Source organism: Pseudomonas sp. ASL8 (genome assembly GCF_056680355.1).
Genome location: NZ_CM155278.1, coordinates 274,897 through 289,384, shown reverse-complemented (window position 1 = coordinate 289,384; position 14,488 = coordinate 274,897). Strand labels below are relative to the sequence as shown.

13 protein-coding genes are annotated in these 14,488 nt (G+C 59.2%); all 13 read left to right on the top strand.

All coding sequences use genetic code 11. The annotated features are described in order from the left end of the window. Nucleotides 1-5: 5 nt before the first annotated feature. On the top strand, nucleotides 6-542 hold the full coding sequence (locus AC1MEA_RS01365; RefSeq protein ID WP_480916421.1) for a chemotaxis protein CheW: 537 nt from the start codon (nucleotides 6-8) through the stop codon (nucleotides 540-542). Next, the gene (locus AC1MEA_RS01360) at nucleotides 539-1,840 is read left to right on the top strand and encodes a CheR family methyltransferase (protein ID WP_480916420.1); all 1,302 of its coding nucleotides are present in this window, start codon (nucleotides 539-541) and stop codon (nucleotides 1,838-1,840) included. The genes AC1MEA_RS01365 and AC1MEA_RS01360 overlap by 4 nt, the downstream gene beginning before the upstream one ends. Further along, nucleotides 1,837-2,526: a chemotaxis protein CheW gene (locus tag AC1MEA_RS01355; protein WP_219061183.1), complete on the top strand. Its 690-nt coding sequence runs from the start codon at nucleotides 1,837-1,839 to the stop codon at nucleotides 2,524-2,526. The genes AC1MEA_RS01360 and AC1MEA_RS01355 overlap by 4 nt, the downstream gene beginning before the upstream one ends. Next, the gene (locus AC1MEA_RS01350) at nucleotides 2,523-4,856 is read left to right on the top strand and encodes a response regulator (protein ID WP_480916419.1); all 2,334 of its coding nucleotides are present in this window, start codon (nucleotides 2,523-2,525) and stop codon (nucleotides 4,854-4,856) included. The genes AC1MEA_RS01355 and AC1MEA_RS01350 overlap by 4 nt, the downstream gene beginning before the upstream one ends. Then, the gene (gene cheB / locus AC1MEA_RS01345) at nucleotides 4,853-5,863 is read left to right on the top strand and encodes a chemotaxis-specific protein-glutamate methyltransferase CheB (protein ID WP_480916418.1); all 1,011 of its coding nucleotides are present in this window, start codon (nucleotides 4,853-4,855) and stop codon (nucleotides 5,861-5,863) included. The genes AC1MEA_RS01350 and cheB overlap by 4 nt, the downstream gene beginning before the upstream one ends. Nucleotides 5,864-5,908: 45 nt before the next feature. Next, complete coding sequence (locus AC1MEA_RS01340; RefSeq protein WP_449632941.1) at nucleotides 5,909-6,919, top strand: diguanylate cyclase; 1,011 nt, start codon at nucleotides 5,909-5,911, stop codon at nucleotides 6,917-6,919. A gap of 133 nt (nucleotides 6,920-7,052) precedes the next feature. Beyond that, nucleotides 7,053-8,148, top strand: a protein-coding gene (prfB, locus tag AC1MEA_RS01335) for a peptide chain release factor 2 (protein ID WP_449632940.1) whose coding sequence is annotated in 2 segments (ribosomal slippage) — nucleotides 7,053-7,124 and nucleotides 7,126-8,148 — 1,095 coding nt in all. Because the reading frame shifts where the segments join, the coding sequence is not laid out codon by codon here. 84 nt (nucleotides 8,149-8,232) lie between these two features. Further along, on the top strand, nucleotides 8,233-9,735 hold the full coding sequence (gene lysS, locus AC1MEA_RS01330) for a lysine--tRNA ligase (RefSeq protein WP_219061188.1): 1,503 nt from the start codon (nucleotides 8,233-8,235) through the stop codon (nucleotides 9,733-9,735). Nucleotides 9,736-9,919: 184 nt separating this feature from the next. Further along, nucleotides 9,920-10,651: a TetR/AcrR family transcriptional regulator gene (locus AC1MEA_RS01325; protein ID WP_480916417.1), complete on the top strand. Its 732-nt coding sequence runs from the start codon at nucleotides 9,920-9,922 to the stop codon at nucleotides 10,649-10,651. Between the two features lie 25 nt (nucleotides 10,652-10,676). Beyond that, nucleotides 10,677-11,222 (top strand): hypothetical protein, encoded by a 546-nt coding sequence (locus AC1MEA_RS01320; protein ID WP_449632938.1) that lies wholly within the window; start codon nucleotides 10,677-10,679, stop codon nucleotides 11,220-11,222. A gap of 32 nt (nucleotides 11,223-11,254) precedes the next feature. Further along, complete coding sequence (locus AC1MEA_RS01315) at nucleotides 11,255-12,532, top strand: flavohemoglobin expression-modulating QEGLA motif protein (protein ID WP_449632937.1); 1,278 nt, start codon at nucleotides 11,255-11,257, stop codon at nucleotides 12,530-12,532. Between the two features lie 607 nt (nucleotides 12,533-13,139). Further along, complete coding sequence (locus AC1MEA_RS01310; RefSeq protein ID WP_480918082.1) at nucleotides 13,140-14,048, top strand: alpha/beta hydrolase; 909 nt, start codon at nucleotides 13,140-13,142, stop codon at nucleotides 14,046-14,048. Continuing rightward, the gene (locus tag AC1MEA_RS01305; RefSeq protein WP_219061193.1) at nucleotides 14,045-14,374 is read left to right on the top strand and encodes a PA3694 family proteiin; all 330 of its coding nucleotides are present in this window, start codon (nucleotides 14,045-14,047) and stop codon (nucleotides 14,372-14,374) included. Before AC1MEA_RS01310 ends, AC1MEA_RS01305 begins: the two co-directional genes overlap by 4 nt. The last annotated feature ends 114 nt before the right edge of the window (nucleotides 14,375-14,488 follow it).

Genomic DNA, 14,488 nt, shown 5'->3' with positions numbered 1-14,488 from the left:
GGACGATGATCGAGCACTCAACCAAGCGTGGCGCCCCGGCGTTACCGCAGAACAAGCTTTTTTTGTTGTTTCGCATAGGTGACGAGCGTTACGCCCTGGAGGCGGTCGAAATCGCCGAAGTACTCCCACGTTTGCATCTCAGGCTCATCCCCCAGGCGCCGCATTGGGTGGCCGGGGTGTTTGCGCACCGGGGCGTGGTGGTGCCGGTGATTGATCTCAGTGCGCTCACCTTTGGTCGTCCGGCACAGGCTCGAACCAGCACCCGTCTGGTCCTGGTTCACTATCGACCGGACGCTGACCGATCCGGCCAACTGCTCGGCCTGATCCTGGAACAGGCCACTGACACCCTGCGTTGCCCGCCTCGCGAGTTCAAGGAATACGGTCTGGATAATCGACTGTCACCCTACCTCGGGCCTGTCCGTGAGGACGCGCATGGTTTGTTGCAATGGATTCGGGTTCAGGACCTGCTCAGTGATTCGGTGCGCGAGCTGCTTTATCCTGCCCACCCCTTGAGTATCGAACTGTTTGAGGAGGCGCCATGAGCAACGATGCGCGTTTCTTCGCCTTCCTCAAGGACCGCATCGGCCTGGACGTTGCCTCTGTCGGTGAGGCGATCATCGAGCGTGCCGTGCGCCAGCGTTGCGCCGCATCGAGCGCGCAGGACAGTGACGGCTATTGGCAGTTGTTGCAGACGTCGGCCCGCGAGCAGCAAGCACTGATTGAAGCGGTGATTGTCCCCGAGACCTGGTTTTTTCGTTACCCGGAATCGTTTTCGACCCTGGGCAAGCTGGCGCAGACGCGACTGGCGGAGCTGATGGGCTCGCGACCGCTGCGCATTCTCAGCCTGCCCTGTTCCACGGGTGAAGAACCTTATTCGATTGCCATGGCCCTGTTCGATGCCGGGATTTGCCCGCAACAGTTTCAGGTTGATGCCATCGATATCAGCCCCTTGTCCATCGAACGGGCCACGCGGGCGATTTATGGCAAAAACTCGTTTCGCGGCGAGCAGATAACCTTTCGTGACCGGTACTTCAGTGCTGAGGTCGATGGTTTTTTACTCAATCAACGGGTGTGCAACCAGGTCAACTTCCAGGCGGGTAATTTGCTCGATCCGACGCTGCTGGCGGCGAAACCCGCTTATGACTTCGTGTTCTGCCGCAATCTGTTGATCTATTTCGATCTGGCGACCCAGCAACGTGTTTTCGAAGTGCTCAAGTGCATGACTCGCGAAGAAGGTGTGCTGTTTATCGGTCCGGCCGAGGGCAGTCTGCTGGCGCGTTTGGGCATGCGTTCAATCGGCATTGCGCAGTCGTTTGCTTTTAGCCGCTGCGCGGAAAAAGCCGACGTGCCGCCTGCCGCTTTTGTGTCCCTGTCGCTTCCAGCCCTGGCCCCAGCGACCTTTACTCGCTCGGTGGCCAATCTGCCATTGCGGGCGAGCCCCCGATCATTTGCGCCAAGCCCGCTGGTTCGTGCAAGCGCCAGGGCTATACCTGCTCCTGCAGGGGGCCTCGACAGTGACGCCGCCAGCCTGCTGGTAAACATCGCGAGCCTGGCCAACGAGGGTAAAAGTACCGAAGCGCGCGCGGCCTGCGAACGCTACCTGACGTTACATGAGCCGGTAGCCCAAGTGTTTTATTGGCTGGGACTGCTCAGCGATCTCGGCGGCCAGACGGCGGAGGCGCAGGGGTTGTATCGCAAAGCGTTGTACCTGCAGCCGCAACATCCCGAGGCATTGGCGCAGTTGGCGACCCTGCTGGCCTCTCAAGGCGATACCGCAGGTGCCCGCCGTTTGCAGGAGCGGGCTGCCCGTGGCCTGAGCAAGGAAGGACGTAATCGATGAGCGGCCCGCTGAGCGAACAAAGCCTGACCCAGCAAGATGCCCAGGCAATCGACGATTGCTGGAACCGTATTGGTATACACGGCGAGCGTTCTTGCCCGTTGCTGGCCGAGCATATTCATTGCCGTAACTGTTCGGTGTATTCCGCTGCTGCCACGCGCCTGCTGGATCGCTATTCACTGGCCCAGGAACATCGGGTGCAGGGCCATACCATCGAGGCGCACAGCGAGATCAAGACCCGCTCGATCCTGGTGTTTCGCCTGGGCGAAGAATGGCTCGGGTTGCCCACCCGTTGCCTGGTCGAGGTGGCGCCGTTGCAGGCCATTCATTCTCTGCCGCATCAGCGCTCGCGAGCGTTGCTTGGCGTCGCCAATGTACGGGGCGCCCTGGTGGCCTGCCTGTCGCTGGTTGAGTTGCTGGGCCTGGACAGCTCGCCAGCGGTGACACAGTCCGCGCGGATCATGCCGCGCATGCTGATCGTCGCCGCACAGGGTGGCCCGGTTGTGGTGCCGGTGGACGAGGTCGATGGCATCCATGCCATGGATGAGCGTGCACTGGACTCGGCATCCGGCGCCGGTCATCAGGCCCATGCCAGATTTACCCGGGGCGTTCTGCAGTGGAAGGCGCGCAGTTTGCGTCTGCTCGATGAAGATCAACTGCTGTCGGCGGTCAACCGGAGCCTCACATGACCCCAGAACAAATGCGCGATGCATCGCTGTTTGAGTTGTTCGCGCTGGAAGCCGAAGCACAAACCCAGGTCCTCAGTGCCGGCTTGCTGGCGCTGGAGCGCAACCCCACGCAGGCAGAGCACCTGGAAGCCTGCATGCGCGCGGCCCATTCGCTCAAGGGCGCGGCACGGATTGTCGGGGTCGATGCCGGGGTCAGCGTGGCCCATGTAATGGAAGATTGTCTGGTCAGCGCCCAAGAGTTCAGGTTGCACCTGCGGCCCGAGCATATCGATGCCTTGCTGCTCGGCACCGACTTGCTGATGCGCATCGCCACACCAGGCAGTGCAGGCGTCAGCCCTGCGGATATCGACGCGTACGTGCTGCAAATGAGCGCGTTGCTGGCGCCAGGTGCGGCCACCGGCGATTCGGCGTCGACAACCCCTGTACAGCCGTCGCTTGAATCACTTCTGTCCATGCCGGAAATGAGCACTGCCGATTTATTGGCCGCTGCACTGCGCCTCGACACCCCGGCGCCGCACATCGAGAGCGACCCTGTTTCTGTCCTTGAGGCGCCCCGTCAAAACCAACGGATCGCTGAGGGCGGTGAGCGCGTCTTGCGGGTGACGGCTGATCGTCTGAACAGCTTGCTCGACTTGTCGAGTAAATCGCTGGTCGAAACTCAACGGATCAAGCCGTACCTGGCGACGATGCAGCGGGTCAAGCGTCTGCAAAGTAAAAGCGCTCGGACCCTGGACAGTCTGGACGTGAGCCTCAAAGAGTCCGGTGCAAGCGTCGAGGCCCTGGAGACACTCGAAGAAGTCCGGCGTTTGCTGTCCGAAGCCCAGGCGATGCTGACCCAGCAGACCGCTCAGCTGGACGAGTTCGGTTGGCACGCCAGCCAGCGTGCGCAGTTGCTGTACGACACCGCACTGGCCTGCCGGATGCGCCCTTTTGCCGATGTACTGGTCGGTCAGGCGCGCATGGTCCGCGACCTGGGGCGTGAGTTGGGCAAGCCTGTGCGTCTGGAAATCGAAGGCGAAAAGACCCAGGTCGACCGTGACGTGCTGGAAAAGCTCGAAGCACCCTTGACCCATTTGCTGCGCAACGCGGTGGATCATGGTATCGAATTGCCCGAGCGGCGGCTGCTGGCAGGCAAACCTGCCGAAGGCGTGATCCGGCTCAGGGCCTCCCATCAGGCGGGTTTGTTGGTGGTGGAAGTCAGTGACGACGGCGCAGGTGTTGATCTCGACCAACTGCGTCGCAGCATCATCAAGCGCCAGTTGTCGCCCGCCGAAACCGCTGAGCAACTGAGTGAAGAAGAACTGCTGAGCTTTTTGTTCCTGCCCGGCTTCAGTCTGCGCGACAAGGTCACCGAAGTGTCCGGGCGTGGCGTTGGCCTGGACGCAGTGCAGCATATGGTCCGTCAACTTCGCGGGGCGATCGAAGTCGAGCAGGGTGCAGGGCAGGGCAGCCGCTTCCACCTTACAGTGCCACTGACCCTGTCGGTGGTCCGCAGTCTGGTGGTCGACGTGGGCGGGGAGGCCTATGCATTCCCCTTGGCGCATATCGAACGCATGCGTGATGTGCAGGCCAGCGAAATCGTGCAGTTGGAAGGTCGTCAGCATTTCTGGCACGACGAGCGTCCCGTCGGCCTGGTGGCCGCCAGCCAGTTGCTTCAGCGCCCGCAAAGCCAGCCTGTCGGTGATGTGCTCAAGGTCGTGATCATTCGTGAGCGTGACGCCGTGTATGGCGTAGCGGTCGAGCGCTTTATCGGCGAGCGCACGCTGGTGGTACTGCCCCTCGATCCGCGACTGGGCAAGGTTCAGGATATTTCGGCCGGGGCCTTGCTCGACGATGGCTCGGCGGTATTGATCATCGATGTGGAAGATATGCTGCGTTCGGTGGAGAAACTGCTCAATACCGGACGGCTGGAGCGCATTGGTCGGAGCAGCCAGCAAGCCGATGCCGTGGCGCGCAAGCGGGTGTTGGTGGTCGATGACTCGCTAACAGTGCGTGAGCTGGAGCGCAAGTTGCTGCTCAATCGTGGGTATGAAGTGGCGGTGGCGGTGGATGGCATGGACGGCTGGAATGCCTTGCGTGCTGAAGACTTTGACTTGTTGATCACCGATATAGACATGCCGCGCATGGACGGGATCGAACTGGTCACCCTGTTGCGGCGGGACAGTCGTTTGCAATCGCTGCCCGTGATGGTGGTGTCGTACAAGGACCGGGAAGAAGATCGCCGTCGAGGTCTGGATGCCGGTGCGGATTATTACTTGGCTAAAGCCAGCTTTCATGACGACGCGTTGCTCGATGCCGTGATGGAGTTGATCGGAGGTGCGCAGGGATGAAGATCGCTATCGTCAACGATATGCCCATGGCCGTGGAGGCCCTGCGCCGGGCCATCGCTTTCGAGCCCGCGCACCAAGTGGTCTGGGTCGCGGCCAATGGCGCCGAAGCCGTCGAGCGCTGTGCGCAGCTGACGCCGGACCTTATCCTGATGGACCTGATCATGCCGGTCATGGATGGCGTCGAAGCGACCCGACAGATCATGGCCGCGACACCGTGCGCCATCGTTATTGTCACCGTGGACCGACAGCAGAATGTCCATCGGGTGTTCGAAGCCATGGGGTACGGCGCGCTGGATGTGGTCGATACGCCCGCCCTGGGTGCAGGAAATCCCAAGGATGCAGCGGCCCCGTTGTTGCGCAAAATCCTCAATATCGACTGGTTGATCGGCCAGCGTGACAGTCGCGTGCGCACGGCCGCCACGCCTTTGCGCGCGAGCGTGCAGCGCCAGGGTTTGGTGGCCATCGGCTCTTCCGCGGGCGGCCCGGCAGCGCTGGAAGTTCTTCTCAAGGGTCTGCCCGCGTCATTCCCTGCGGCTGTTGTGCTGGTTCAGCATGTGGATCAGGTTTTTGCCGCAGGGATGGCTGAGTGGCTGGCCAGTGCGTCTGGTTTGCCCGTGCGTCTGGCCCGTGATGGCGAGCCGCCAGAGCGGGGCACGGTCTTGCTGGCGGGCACCAATCACCATATTCGCTTATTGAAAAACGGCAATCTGGCGTACACCGCGGAACCCGTAAACGAAATTTATCGGCCCTCGATCGACGTTTTTTTCGAGAGTGTGGCCAGCTATTGGAGTGGAGATGCGGTGGGTGTGTTGCTGACGGGGATGGGGCGCGATGGTGCTCAAGGGCTTAAGTTGATGCGACAGCAAGGGTTTTTGACCATCGCTCAAGATCAACACAGCAGTGCTGTGTATGGCATGCCCAAGGCGGCTGCCGCGATCGATGCGGCTGTCGAAATTCGGCCACTGGAAAAAATTGCGCCCAGATTGCGAGAGGTGTTCGGCCAATGACTTTTCAGGTGAGTTCACGTCCAGCCAGAAAGCAGGAGCCCCGGCATGCATGATTTGCAGATAGACGGTTTCAAGAAGACCGACGAAAACTCGGCGATGGTTCTGTTGGTCGACGATCAGGCGATGATTGGTGAAGCGGTGCGCCGTGGGCTGGCCAACGAAGAGAACATCGACTTCCACTTCTGCGCTGACCCGCATCAGGCGATTGCCCAGGCTATTTTGATCAGGCCGACGGTGATTTTGCAGGACCTGGTCATGCCGGGCCTCGACGGTCTGACTCTGGTGCGCGAGTACCGCAACAACCCGCAGACCCGCGACATCCCGATCATCGTGCTCTCGACCAAGGAAGACCCGCTGATCAAAAGCGCGGCCTTCGCGGCAGGGGCCAACGATTATCTGGTCAAGCTGCCGGACACCATCGAGTTGGTGGCGCGCATTCGTTACCACTCACGCTCGTACATGACCCTGTTGCAGCGTGATGAAGCTTATCGGGCCTTGCGCGTCAGTCAGCAGCAGTTGCTCGACACCAATCTGGTGTTGCAGCGTTTGATGAACTCGGACGGCTTGACTGGCCTGTCCAATCGTCGGCACTTCGACGAGTACCTGGAGCTGGAGTGGCGCCGGGCACTGCGTGAACAAAGTCAGATCTCGTTATTGATGATCGATGTGGACTACTTCAAGGCCTTCAACGACAACTTTGGCCACCTCGAAGGTGACGAAGCTCTGCGTAAGGTCTCCAGCGCGATTCGCGAGAGCTGTGGTCGATCTTCCGATCTGCCTGCGCGTTATGGTGGGGAAGAGTTTGCCTTGGTGCTGCCAACCACTTCACCCGGTGGTGCGCGGCTGCTGGCCGAAAAGCTGCGCCAGACCGTGGCGGGCCTCAATATCCCGCATATTTTCCCCGCGCCGGGCGCGAGCCTGACTATCAGCATCGGCCTGGCCACCCTGATCCCGCAAGCGGGTTCCAGCAGTCGCCAACTGATCATGGAAGCCGACAAGGGTTTATATTCCGCCAAGAACAATGGACGCAATCAGGTGGTGGTGGGGGTTAGCTGATCCCTTGCAGCACCCTCCGTGGAATCGTGCAGCGCAGAAACTCCCGTAAGGCCTGCCCAATGGACTGCCTTAGCTGTCGGCGGTGAGTTATACTCGTCGGCTTTCAAAAGTTCGCCTACGAGTGCTGCCCACCATGGAAATCAACCCGATCCTAAACAGCATCAAGGACCTGTCCGAGCGTTCTGAAACCATTCGGGGGTATCTTTGACTACGATCAAAAGCATGAGCGTCTGACTGAAGTCAATCGCGAGCTTGAAGATCCTGCTGTCTGGAACAACCCCGAGTACGCACAGAACCTGGGCCGCGAGCGCTCCTTGCTGGCGCAGATCGTCGACACCCTGGACGAAATGTCCTCTGGCCTGGTCGACGCCAAAGACCTGCTGTTGATGTCCGCCGAAGAAGAAGATCAGGCTGCCGTGGATGACGTGGCCGCTGAAGTCGAGCGCCTGCGCGAGTCGCTGGAAAAGCTGGAATTCCGTCGGATGTTCAGCGGCGAGATGGACGCCAACAACGCTTATCTGGATATCCAGGCCGGCTCCGGCGGTACGGAGGCTCAGGACTGGGCCAACATCCTGCTGCGCATGTACCTGCGCTGGGCGGATAAACGCGGTTTCGACGCCACCATCATGGAACTGTCCGCAGGCGAAGTCGCCGGGATCAAAGGCGCGACGCTGCACATCAAGGGTGAATACGCCTTTGGTTGGCTGCGCACTGAAATCGGCGTGCACCGCCTGGTGCGCAAGAGCCCTTTCGACTCGGGCAACCGTCGTCACACCTCGTTCTCGGCTGTGTTCGTGTCGCCGGAAATCGATGACAACATCGAAATCGACATCAACCCCTCGGACCTGCGGATCGACACCTACCGCTCCTCCGGTGCCGGTGGTCAGCACGTTAACACCACCGACTCGGCAGTACGGATTACCCACGTACCGTCCAACACGGTGGTCTGCTGCCAGAACGAACGTTCCCAGCACGCGAACAAAGACACCGCGATGAAAATGTTGCGGGCACGCTTGTACGAGCAGGAAGTGCAGAAGCGTAATGCCGCTTCGCAGGCCCTGGAAGACACCAAGTCGGATATCGGCTGGGGTCATCAGATTCGCTCGTATGTGCTCGACCAGTCGCGGATCAAGGATTTGCGCACCAGTGTTGAGAGAAGCGACTGCGTCAACGTGCTCGACGGCGATATCGATGAGTACCTTGTGGCCAGCCTCAAGCAAGGGCTGTAATCCCGAGCCCTGATACAGCTGCCCCGATTCAAGTCCCTCGTCCTGATGGCGAGGGCAACGAACCTGCGATGGAAAATTTAAGACATGAGCGACCAACAACTCGACCCGCAAGACCTGCAACAGGAAGAAAACAGCCTGATCGCCCTGCGCAAGGAAAAGCTTGCTGCCGAGCGCGCCAAGGGCCAGGCCTTCCCCAACGACTTCCGCCGCGACAGCTACTGCAATGATTTGCAGAAGCAGTATGTCGACAAGACCAAGGAAGAGCTGTTGGCTGCAGCGATTCCGGTCAAGGTTGCGGGTCGCCTCATGCTCAACCGTGGCTCGTTCATGGTGATTCAGGACATGACCGGTCGCATCCAGGTCTATGTCAACCGTAAAACGCTGCCCGAAGAAACCCTGGCAGCGGTCAAAACCTGGGATCTCGGTGACATCATCGCCGCCGAAGGCACCCTGGCGCGTTCTGGCAAGGGCGACCTGTACGTCGAAATGACCAACGTGCGCCTGCTGACCAAGTCCCTGCGCCCGCTGCCGGACAAGCACCATGGTTTGACCGATACCGAAACCCGCTATCGTCAGCGCTACGTTGACTTGATCGTCAACGAAGAAGTCCGCCACACCTTCCGCGTTCGTTCGCAAGTCATTGCGCACATTCGCAGCTTCTTCATGCAGCGCGATTTCCTTGAAGTGGAAACGCCGATGTTGCAGACCATCCCGGGTGGTGCTGCGGCCAAGCCTTTCGAGACGCATCACAATGCGCTCGACCTGGACATGTTCCTGCGTATCGCGCCAGAGCTGTTCCTCAAACGTCTGGTGGTGGGTGGCTTCGAACGTGTGTTCGAGATCAACCGCAACTTCCGTAACGAAGGCGTTTCGACTCGGCACAACCCTGAGTTCACCATGCTTGAGTTCTATCAGGCATACGCTGATTACGAAGACAACATGGACCTCACCGAGGAGTTGTTCCGCGAGCTGGCACAGCTGGTTCTGAACAGCACCGACGTGCCTTATCAAGGCAAAGTGTTCCATTTCGGCGAACCGTTCCAGCGCATCTCCGTGTTCGCGTCGATCCTCAAGTACAACCCGGACATCACTGCGGCCGACCTTGAAGACATCGACAAGGCGCGTGCCATCGCCAAGAAAGCCGGTGCTGCCGTTAAAGGCTTCGAAGGTCTGGGCAAGTTGCAGACCATGATTTTCGAAGAGCTGGTCGAGCACCAACTCGAGCAGCCGACCTTCATCACCGAATACCCGTTCGAAGTGTCTCCATTGGCACGTCGCAACAACAACAACCCGAACGTTACCGACCGCTTCGAGCTGTTCATCGGTGGCCGTGAAATCGCCAACGCCTACTCCGAGTTGAACGACGCGGAAGACCAGGCCGAGCGCTTCCAGGCTCAGGTCCGCGACAAGGACTCAGGTGACGATGAAGCCATGCATTACGATGCGGACTTCGTGCGTGCGCTGGAGTACGGCATGCCGCCAACGGCCGGTGAAGGTATCGGCATCGACCGGCTGGTGATGCTACTCACCGATGCACCGTCGATTCGCGACGTGATCCTGTTCCCGCACATGCGCCCGCAAGCGTAAAAATGTGAAGAAGCCGCCTCGCAAGGGCGGCTTTTTTGTATGAGTCAACCAACCCGCGTGAAGCCATTCGCATCGGGACGCGTAGTTGCAAGCCTGCTCCCACGGTAGACCGCATTACCTCTGTAGGAGCGGACGTGTCCGCGAAGGCGTCAGTCCAGGCGACAACCCATAAGGAAAACCTGTCGTGAACCGTGTGATCGCTCAAAAGGGGGCTGCTGGCGTTGCCACAGCCGTAGCGCAGAGTGTTCAGTATCATGGTCGCAAGGCCATTCGACAGGGCAGTGAGCAGCGTCGGCAGGATATCCTCGACGCGGTCATGCGCATCGTCGTCCGCGATGGCGTGCGAGCCGTGCGTCATCGTGCGGTAGCCGCCGAAGCCAGCGTGCCCCTGTCAGCCACCACCTATTACTTCAAAGACATCGATGACCTACTCACCGATGCCTTTGCCCAATACGTCGAGCGCAGCGCGGCCTACATGGCCAAGCTGTGGGAAAACACCGAAGTGATCCTGCGTGAAATGGTTGCCCGAAGCGATGGCAGCCCTGGCGCTCGAGCCCGCCTGGCCGATGAAATCGCCCTGATGACCATGGAGTACGTGCGTCGCCAGTTGATGACGCGTCGCGAGCATCTGATCGCCGAACACGCCTTCCATCATGAGGCCTTGCTCAACCCGAGACTGGCCCTGCTGGTCAGTGCACATCAGGAGATTTTGCTGCAAGGTACGGGTCAGTTCTTCCAGGTAATGGGGTCTTCGCAGCCGCATCAGGATGCACAGGTGTTGACGGGGATAATCAGCCGGATGGAATATCAGGGCCTGCTCCACGGCCCGCAGCCTCACGCAGACGAAGAAATGCTCGGTATCCTCACCCGCCACCTGCATTTGGTGTTGGGGACCACGACACCTGTTTGCGAGTGAATATGCGTATGTTCAGGAGAACCCGATGAAAGCCTGGCGCGTGGTCATCGCCTTGTCGTTCGTGTTATTGAGCGGCTGCCTGGTGACCTTCAAGGATCCAATTCCCGCCAACGATGCGGCACCCAAAGCGATGCTCGGCAAATGGACCAGCAAAAATGCCTGGGGTGAACCTCTTGAACTTGAAGTCACGCGCACGGGCGTCCATCAATACAAGGCCGTCAGCTACCGCGCGGGTGATCGCAAGCACCGCGACGAGTACGCATTCACCGTGTCTCGGCATGGCAGTCGCTGGTACCTGTCGGCGGGTTTGCCGCAGAAATACGGCGCTAATTTCGTCATTGCAGGTTTCGAGCTGACCGAAAACCATGAACTGGTGGTCTACAACCTCGATGTCGATCGGGTCAACCAGTTGATCGAACAGAAAACCCTGGCTGGCGAAACGCTGGAAACCGAGAAGGGCGATGGTGTGCTGATCACCAGCCCGCTCGATCAGGTGTTTGCCTATCTCGACGATCCGGCCAACTCCGATGTTTTTCTCGAAGTGGCGCGGTATCAGCGCTTGCCCAAGTAGGGCGGCACGCCTAACCAAACAAGGAGTTCAGGGTGGACGATTACCAGCAGATTATTCGTGCCTTGTCAGACCGCATTGTCGTGGCTCAGACACCGATTCGTGTTCTTGATGCGGTGAAGTGGGACGACAGTATTCGCCAGGGCTTCCTCGAGGCCAAAGGCAAGAAGATGCCCGCCGTGGATCGGGCTTACTACGACAACCGGCCGCTGGCGTTCGACTCCAACGCGGTGAAGCTGGAATTCCAGAACATCGAGCGTGACATCACCCGGCAGTTGGGTCAGTTCAACCCGGTCGGGCAGATCATGCGGCGCATGTGCAAGGAGTACCGGATGGTCATCCGCATGCTTGAAGCGCGTGGCACGGCGGATTTCGGTCTGATTTCTCAAGAGCTTTATGGCGCTGCGTCGGATGCCTTCCATGCGGGCGATCCGACACTCGCTGATCTGGGCCTGATGCTCTCCGATTACCTGAACAATATCGCCGGGCGCGGGGACCTCAAGGACGAGCCGAAAACGCTCACCGCCAAAGACGCGGTGAATATGCTGCAAACCCGTTTGAACAAGGTGTTTGGTGAGGCGGAGGAGACCATTCGTGTGTTCGAATCCGATGGCATCGTCGCCGACGCGGCGGCCGGTGCCGATTACATCAAGATTCGCACCGACGCCATGTTCAACGAGCGAGACGTTCGGGCGCTGGAAGTGCACGAAGGGCTGGTGCATGTCGGCACCACCCTTAACGGCCAGAATCAGCCAATCTGCACGTTCCTGTCCAAGGGGCCACCGTCGTCCACGGTGACCCAGGAAGGCCTGGCGATTCTGATGGAAGTGATTGCTTTCGCTTCGTACCCCAGCCGCTTGCGCAAGCTGACTAACCGCACTCGTGCCATCCATATGGCCGAGGAGGGCGCTGATTTCTTGCAGGTCTTCGAGTTCTATCGTGAGCAAGGCTTTGGCATGTCCGAAAGCTACGGCAACGCCAGTCGCGTATTCCGTGGTTCGGTGCCCGATGGTCTGCCATTTACCAAAGACTTGTCCTACCTCAAGGGCTTCATCATGGTTTACAACTACATTCAGTTGGCCGTGCGCAAAGGCAAGCTTGAGCAGATACCGTTGTTGTTCTGCGGCAAAACGACCCTGGAAGACATGCGCACCTTGCGCCAGTTGGTCGATGAAGGGTTAGTGGAACCGCCGAAATACCTGCCTGAACAGTTTCGGGACATGAACGCCTTGTCCGCATGGATGTGCTTCTCCAACTTCCTCAACCATTTGAGCCTGGACCGGATTGAGGCCGATTATTCGAATATTTTGTAGGCCCAGTTCGCAGGCAAGCCGGCTCCCATCAAGCAACCTGTAACTAATTGAAATATAAGGGTTGGTTTTCTACAGTCTGTAGGAGCCGACTTGTCTGCGAAAAGGTCGGAACGACCTTCCGACGGTAGTGAGTTCACTATTTTTGCTAGCGCTTCGCACTAGATCGCAGACAAGTCAGCTCCTACGCCCTCCGGGCAGAATCAAGACTTGGTTTGCTGTGCGATAGCGCAGCGTCGAAGACGTGGCGAGGCCTCCCGCAGGATTTTGATCTGCCGTTGGGATTGCATGTGAATTGAGTATCGAATTACGACAAGGCCCCTTTTTCAGGAGGCAGGAGCGAGGGAAGTCCGAGCCTAGGCTAGGATCCGTATGGAGGGGCAAAGCGTTTTCGGTTACCTTTTCGGCGCTTGTAAAAGGTGACTCGCTGTAAGAGCGAAACCGTAATTCCAGCACACCAAAATGCCGGATATACACATCAAAACCAGCGCCAAACACATTGTTTTTAAATAATTAAAAAGCAGTTTGATGGGAGCAGGCTTGCCTGCGAAGAATTCACCGCTGATTGGAAGGGAAAGCATCTGTGAAGATTTTCGGCGCGCTGACCCTGATGTTGATCCTCGCCGGTTGCAGCTCGCTGCTGTTTTACCCGGAGCCGGGCCAGCCGTTTACCCCTGATAAAGCCCATCTGGCCTATCGCGACGTGACCCTGACGGCGGCCGACGGTACCCGATTGCATGGCTGGTGGCTGCCGGCCAAGGCCGGGGTTCCGGTCAAGGGCACGGTGCTGCACTTGCATGGCAATGGCGGCAATCTGGCCTGGCACCTGGGTGGCAGTTGGTGGCTGCCGGAGGAGGGCTATCAGGTGCTGTTGCTGGACTACCGCGGTTATGGCATGTCGCAGGGCGAGCCTAGCCTGCCGGGGATCTATCAGGACGTCGACGCAACGTTTGCCTGGTTGAACAGCGCGCCCGAGGTGCAAGGCAAGCCTCTGGTGGTGCTCGGGCAAAGTCTTGGGGGTGCGATAGCGGTGCATTATCTGGCCGAGCATCCGCAACAGCGCGCTCGGGTCAAGGCGCTGATACTTGACGGAGCACCGGCCAGCTACCGCGATGTTGCCCGGTATACCCTCAGCACCTCATGGTTGACCTGGCCGTTGCAAACGCCGCTGTCGTGGCTGATTCCTGACGCGGACAGCGCGATCAAGGGCCTGCCACAGCTGAGCGGAACGCCGCTGCTGATTTTCCAGAGCCTGGATGATTCGCTGGTGCCCCTTTCCAACGGCATCAGTCTGTATCAAGCTGCGCCCCCTCCGCGAGTCCTGCAATTGACGCGTGGCGGGCATGTGCAGACATTCTCTGACCCTACGTGGCGTCAGGTGATGGTGCGCTACCTGGAGGATCCGCAGCACTTCAATGGCCTGCGGCGTTTAGCCGAAGTTCCGAATTACCCCAGCCACTCGGGTGCGCTGCGTGCACAACAGAATTCAGAAATTGAACATTCAGAGAGTCCGCAATGAGCGAAGAACGTAACGCAATTCCCATGATCGTCACCGGTATCTGCACCATTCTGGGCACCGTCGGTGTCCTCTGGTACTACGGCTACCTGCATTTCGCCAAGCCTGAGGACGCGCTGTTGCTCAGCGAGTTCACCATGCTCAAGACCATTCCGGGGGAGGATTACAAAATCGCTCTGGAGCCTGCCGCCGAAGTGGCACAGTGCATTGACGGCGTTCTGGTGCTGTTCAACACCGAGCAGAAAGGCCTCAGCGGTGTGCTGATCAACAGTAAGAAGCAAGCTGTGCGCTGCGCTGGCGAAGAAACACCGCAGCAGTTGCAGCCGTAACGCTGCTGCCTGAACGGCTTGTACAGATCGAGCTTTGCCGCTGTATCGGGTGAGGCACTAAAAAGCCCCGCCTGCGGTATCAACGCAGGCAGGGCTTTTTAGGTTACGTCAGTC

Coding starts and splice junctions, on each gene's coding strand:
- AC1MEA_RS01365 (WP_480916421.1), top strand. CDS start 6: ATGATCGAGCACTCAACCAAGCGTGGCGCCCCGGCGTTACCGCAGAAC.
- AC1MEA_RS01360 (WP_480916420.1), top strand. CDS start 539: ATGAGCAACGATGCGCGTTTCTTCGCCTTCCTCAAGGACCGCATCGGC.
- AC1MEA_RS01355 (WP_219061183.1), top strand. CDS start 1,837: ATGAGCGGCCCGCTGAGCGAACAAAGCCTGACCCAGCAAGATGCCCAG.
- AC1MEA_RS01350 (WP_480916419.1), top strand. CDS start 2,523: ATGACCCCAGAACAAATGCGCGATGCATCGCTGTTTGAGTTGTTCGCG.
- cheB (WP_480916418.1), top strand. CDS start 4,853: ATGAAGATCGCTATCGTCAACGATATGCCCATGGCCGTGGAGGCCCTG.
- AC1MEA_RS01340 (WP_449632941.1), top strand. CDS start 5,909: ATGCATGATTTGCAGATAGACGGTTTCAAGAAGACCGACGAAAACTCG.
- lysS (WP_219061188.1), top strand. CDS start 8,233: ATGAGCGACCAACAACTCGACCCGCAAGACCTGCAACAGGAAGAAAAC.
- AC1MEA_RS01320 (WP_449632938.1), top strand. CDS start 10,677: ATGAAAGCCTGGCGCGTGGTCATCGCCTTGTCGTTCGTGTTATTGAGC.
- AC1MEA_RS01310 (WP_480918082.1), top strand. CDS start 13,140: ATGTTGATCCTCGCCGGTTGCAGCTCGCTGCTGTTTTACCCGGAGCCG.
- AC1MEA_RS01305 (WP_219061193.1), top strand. CDS start 14,045: ATGAGCGAAGAACGTAACGCAATTCCCATGATCGTCACCGGTATCTGC.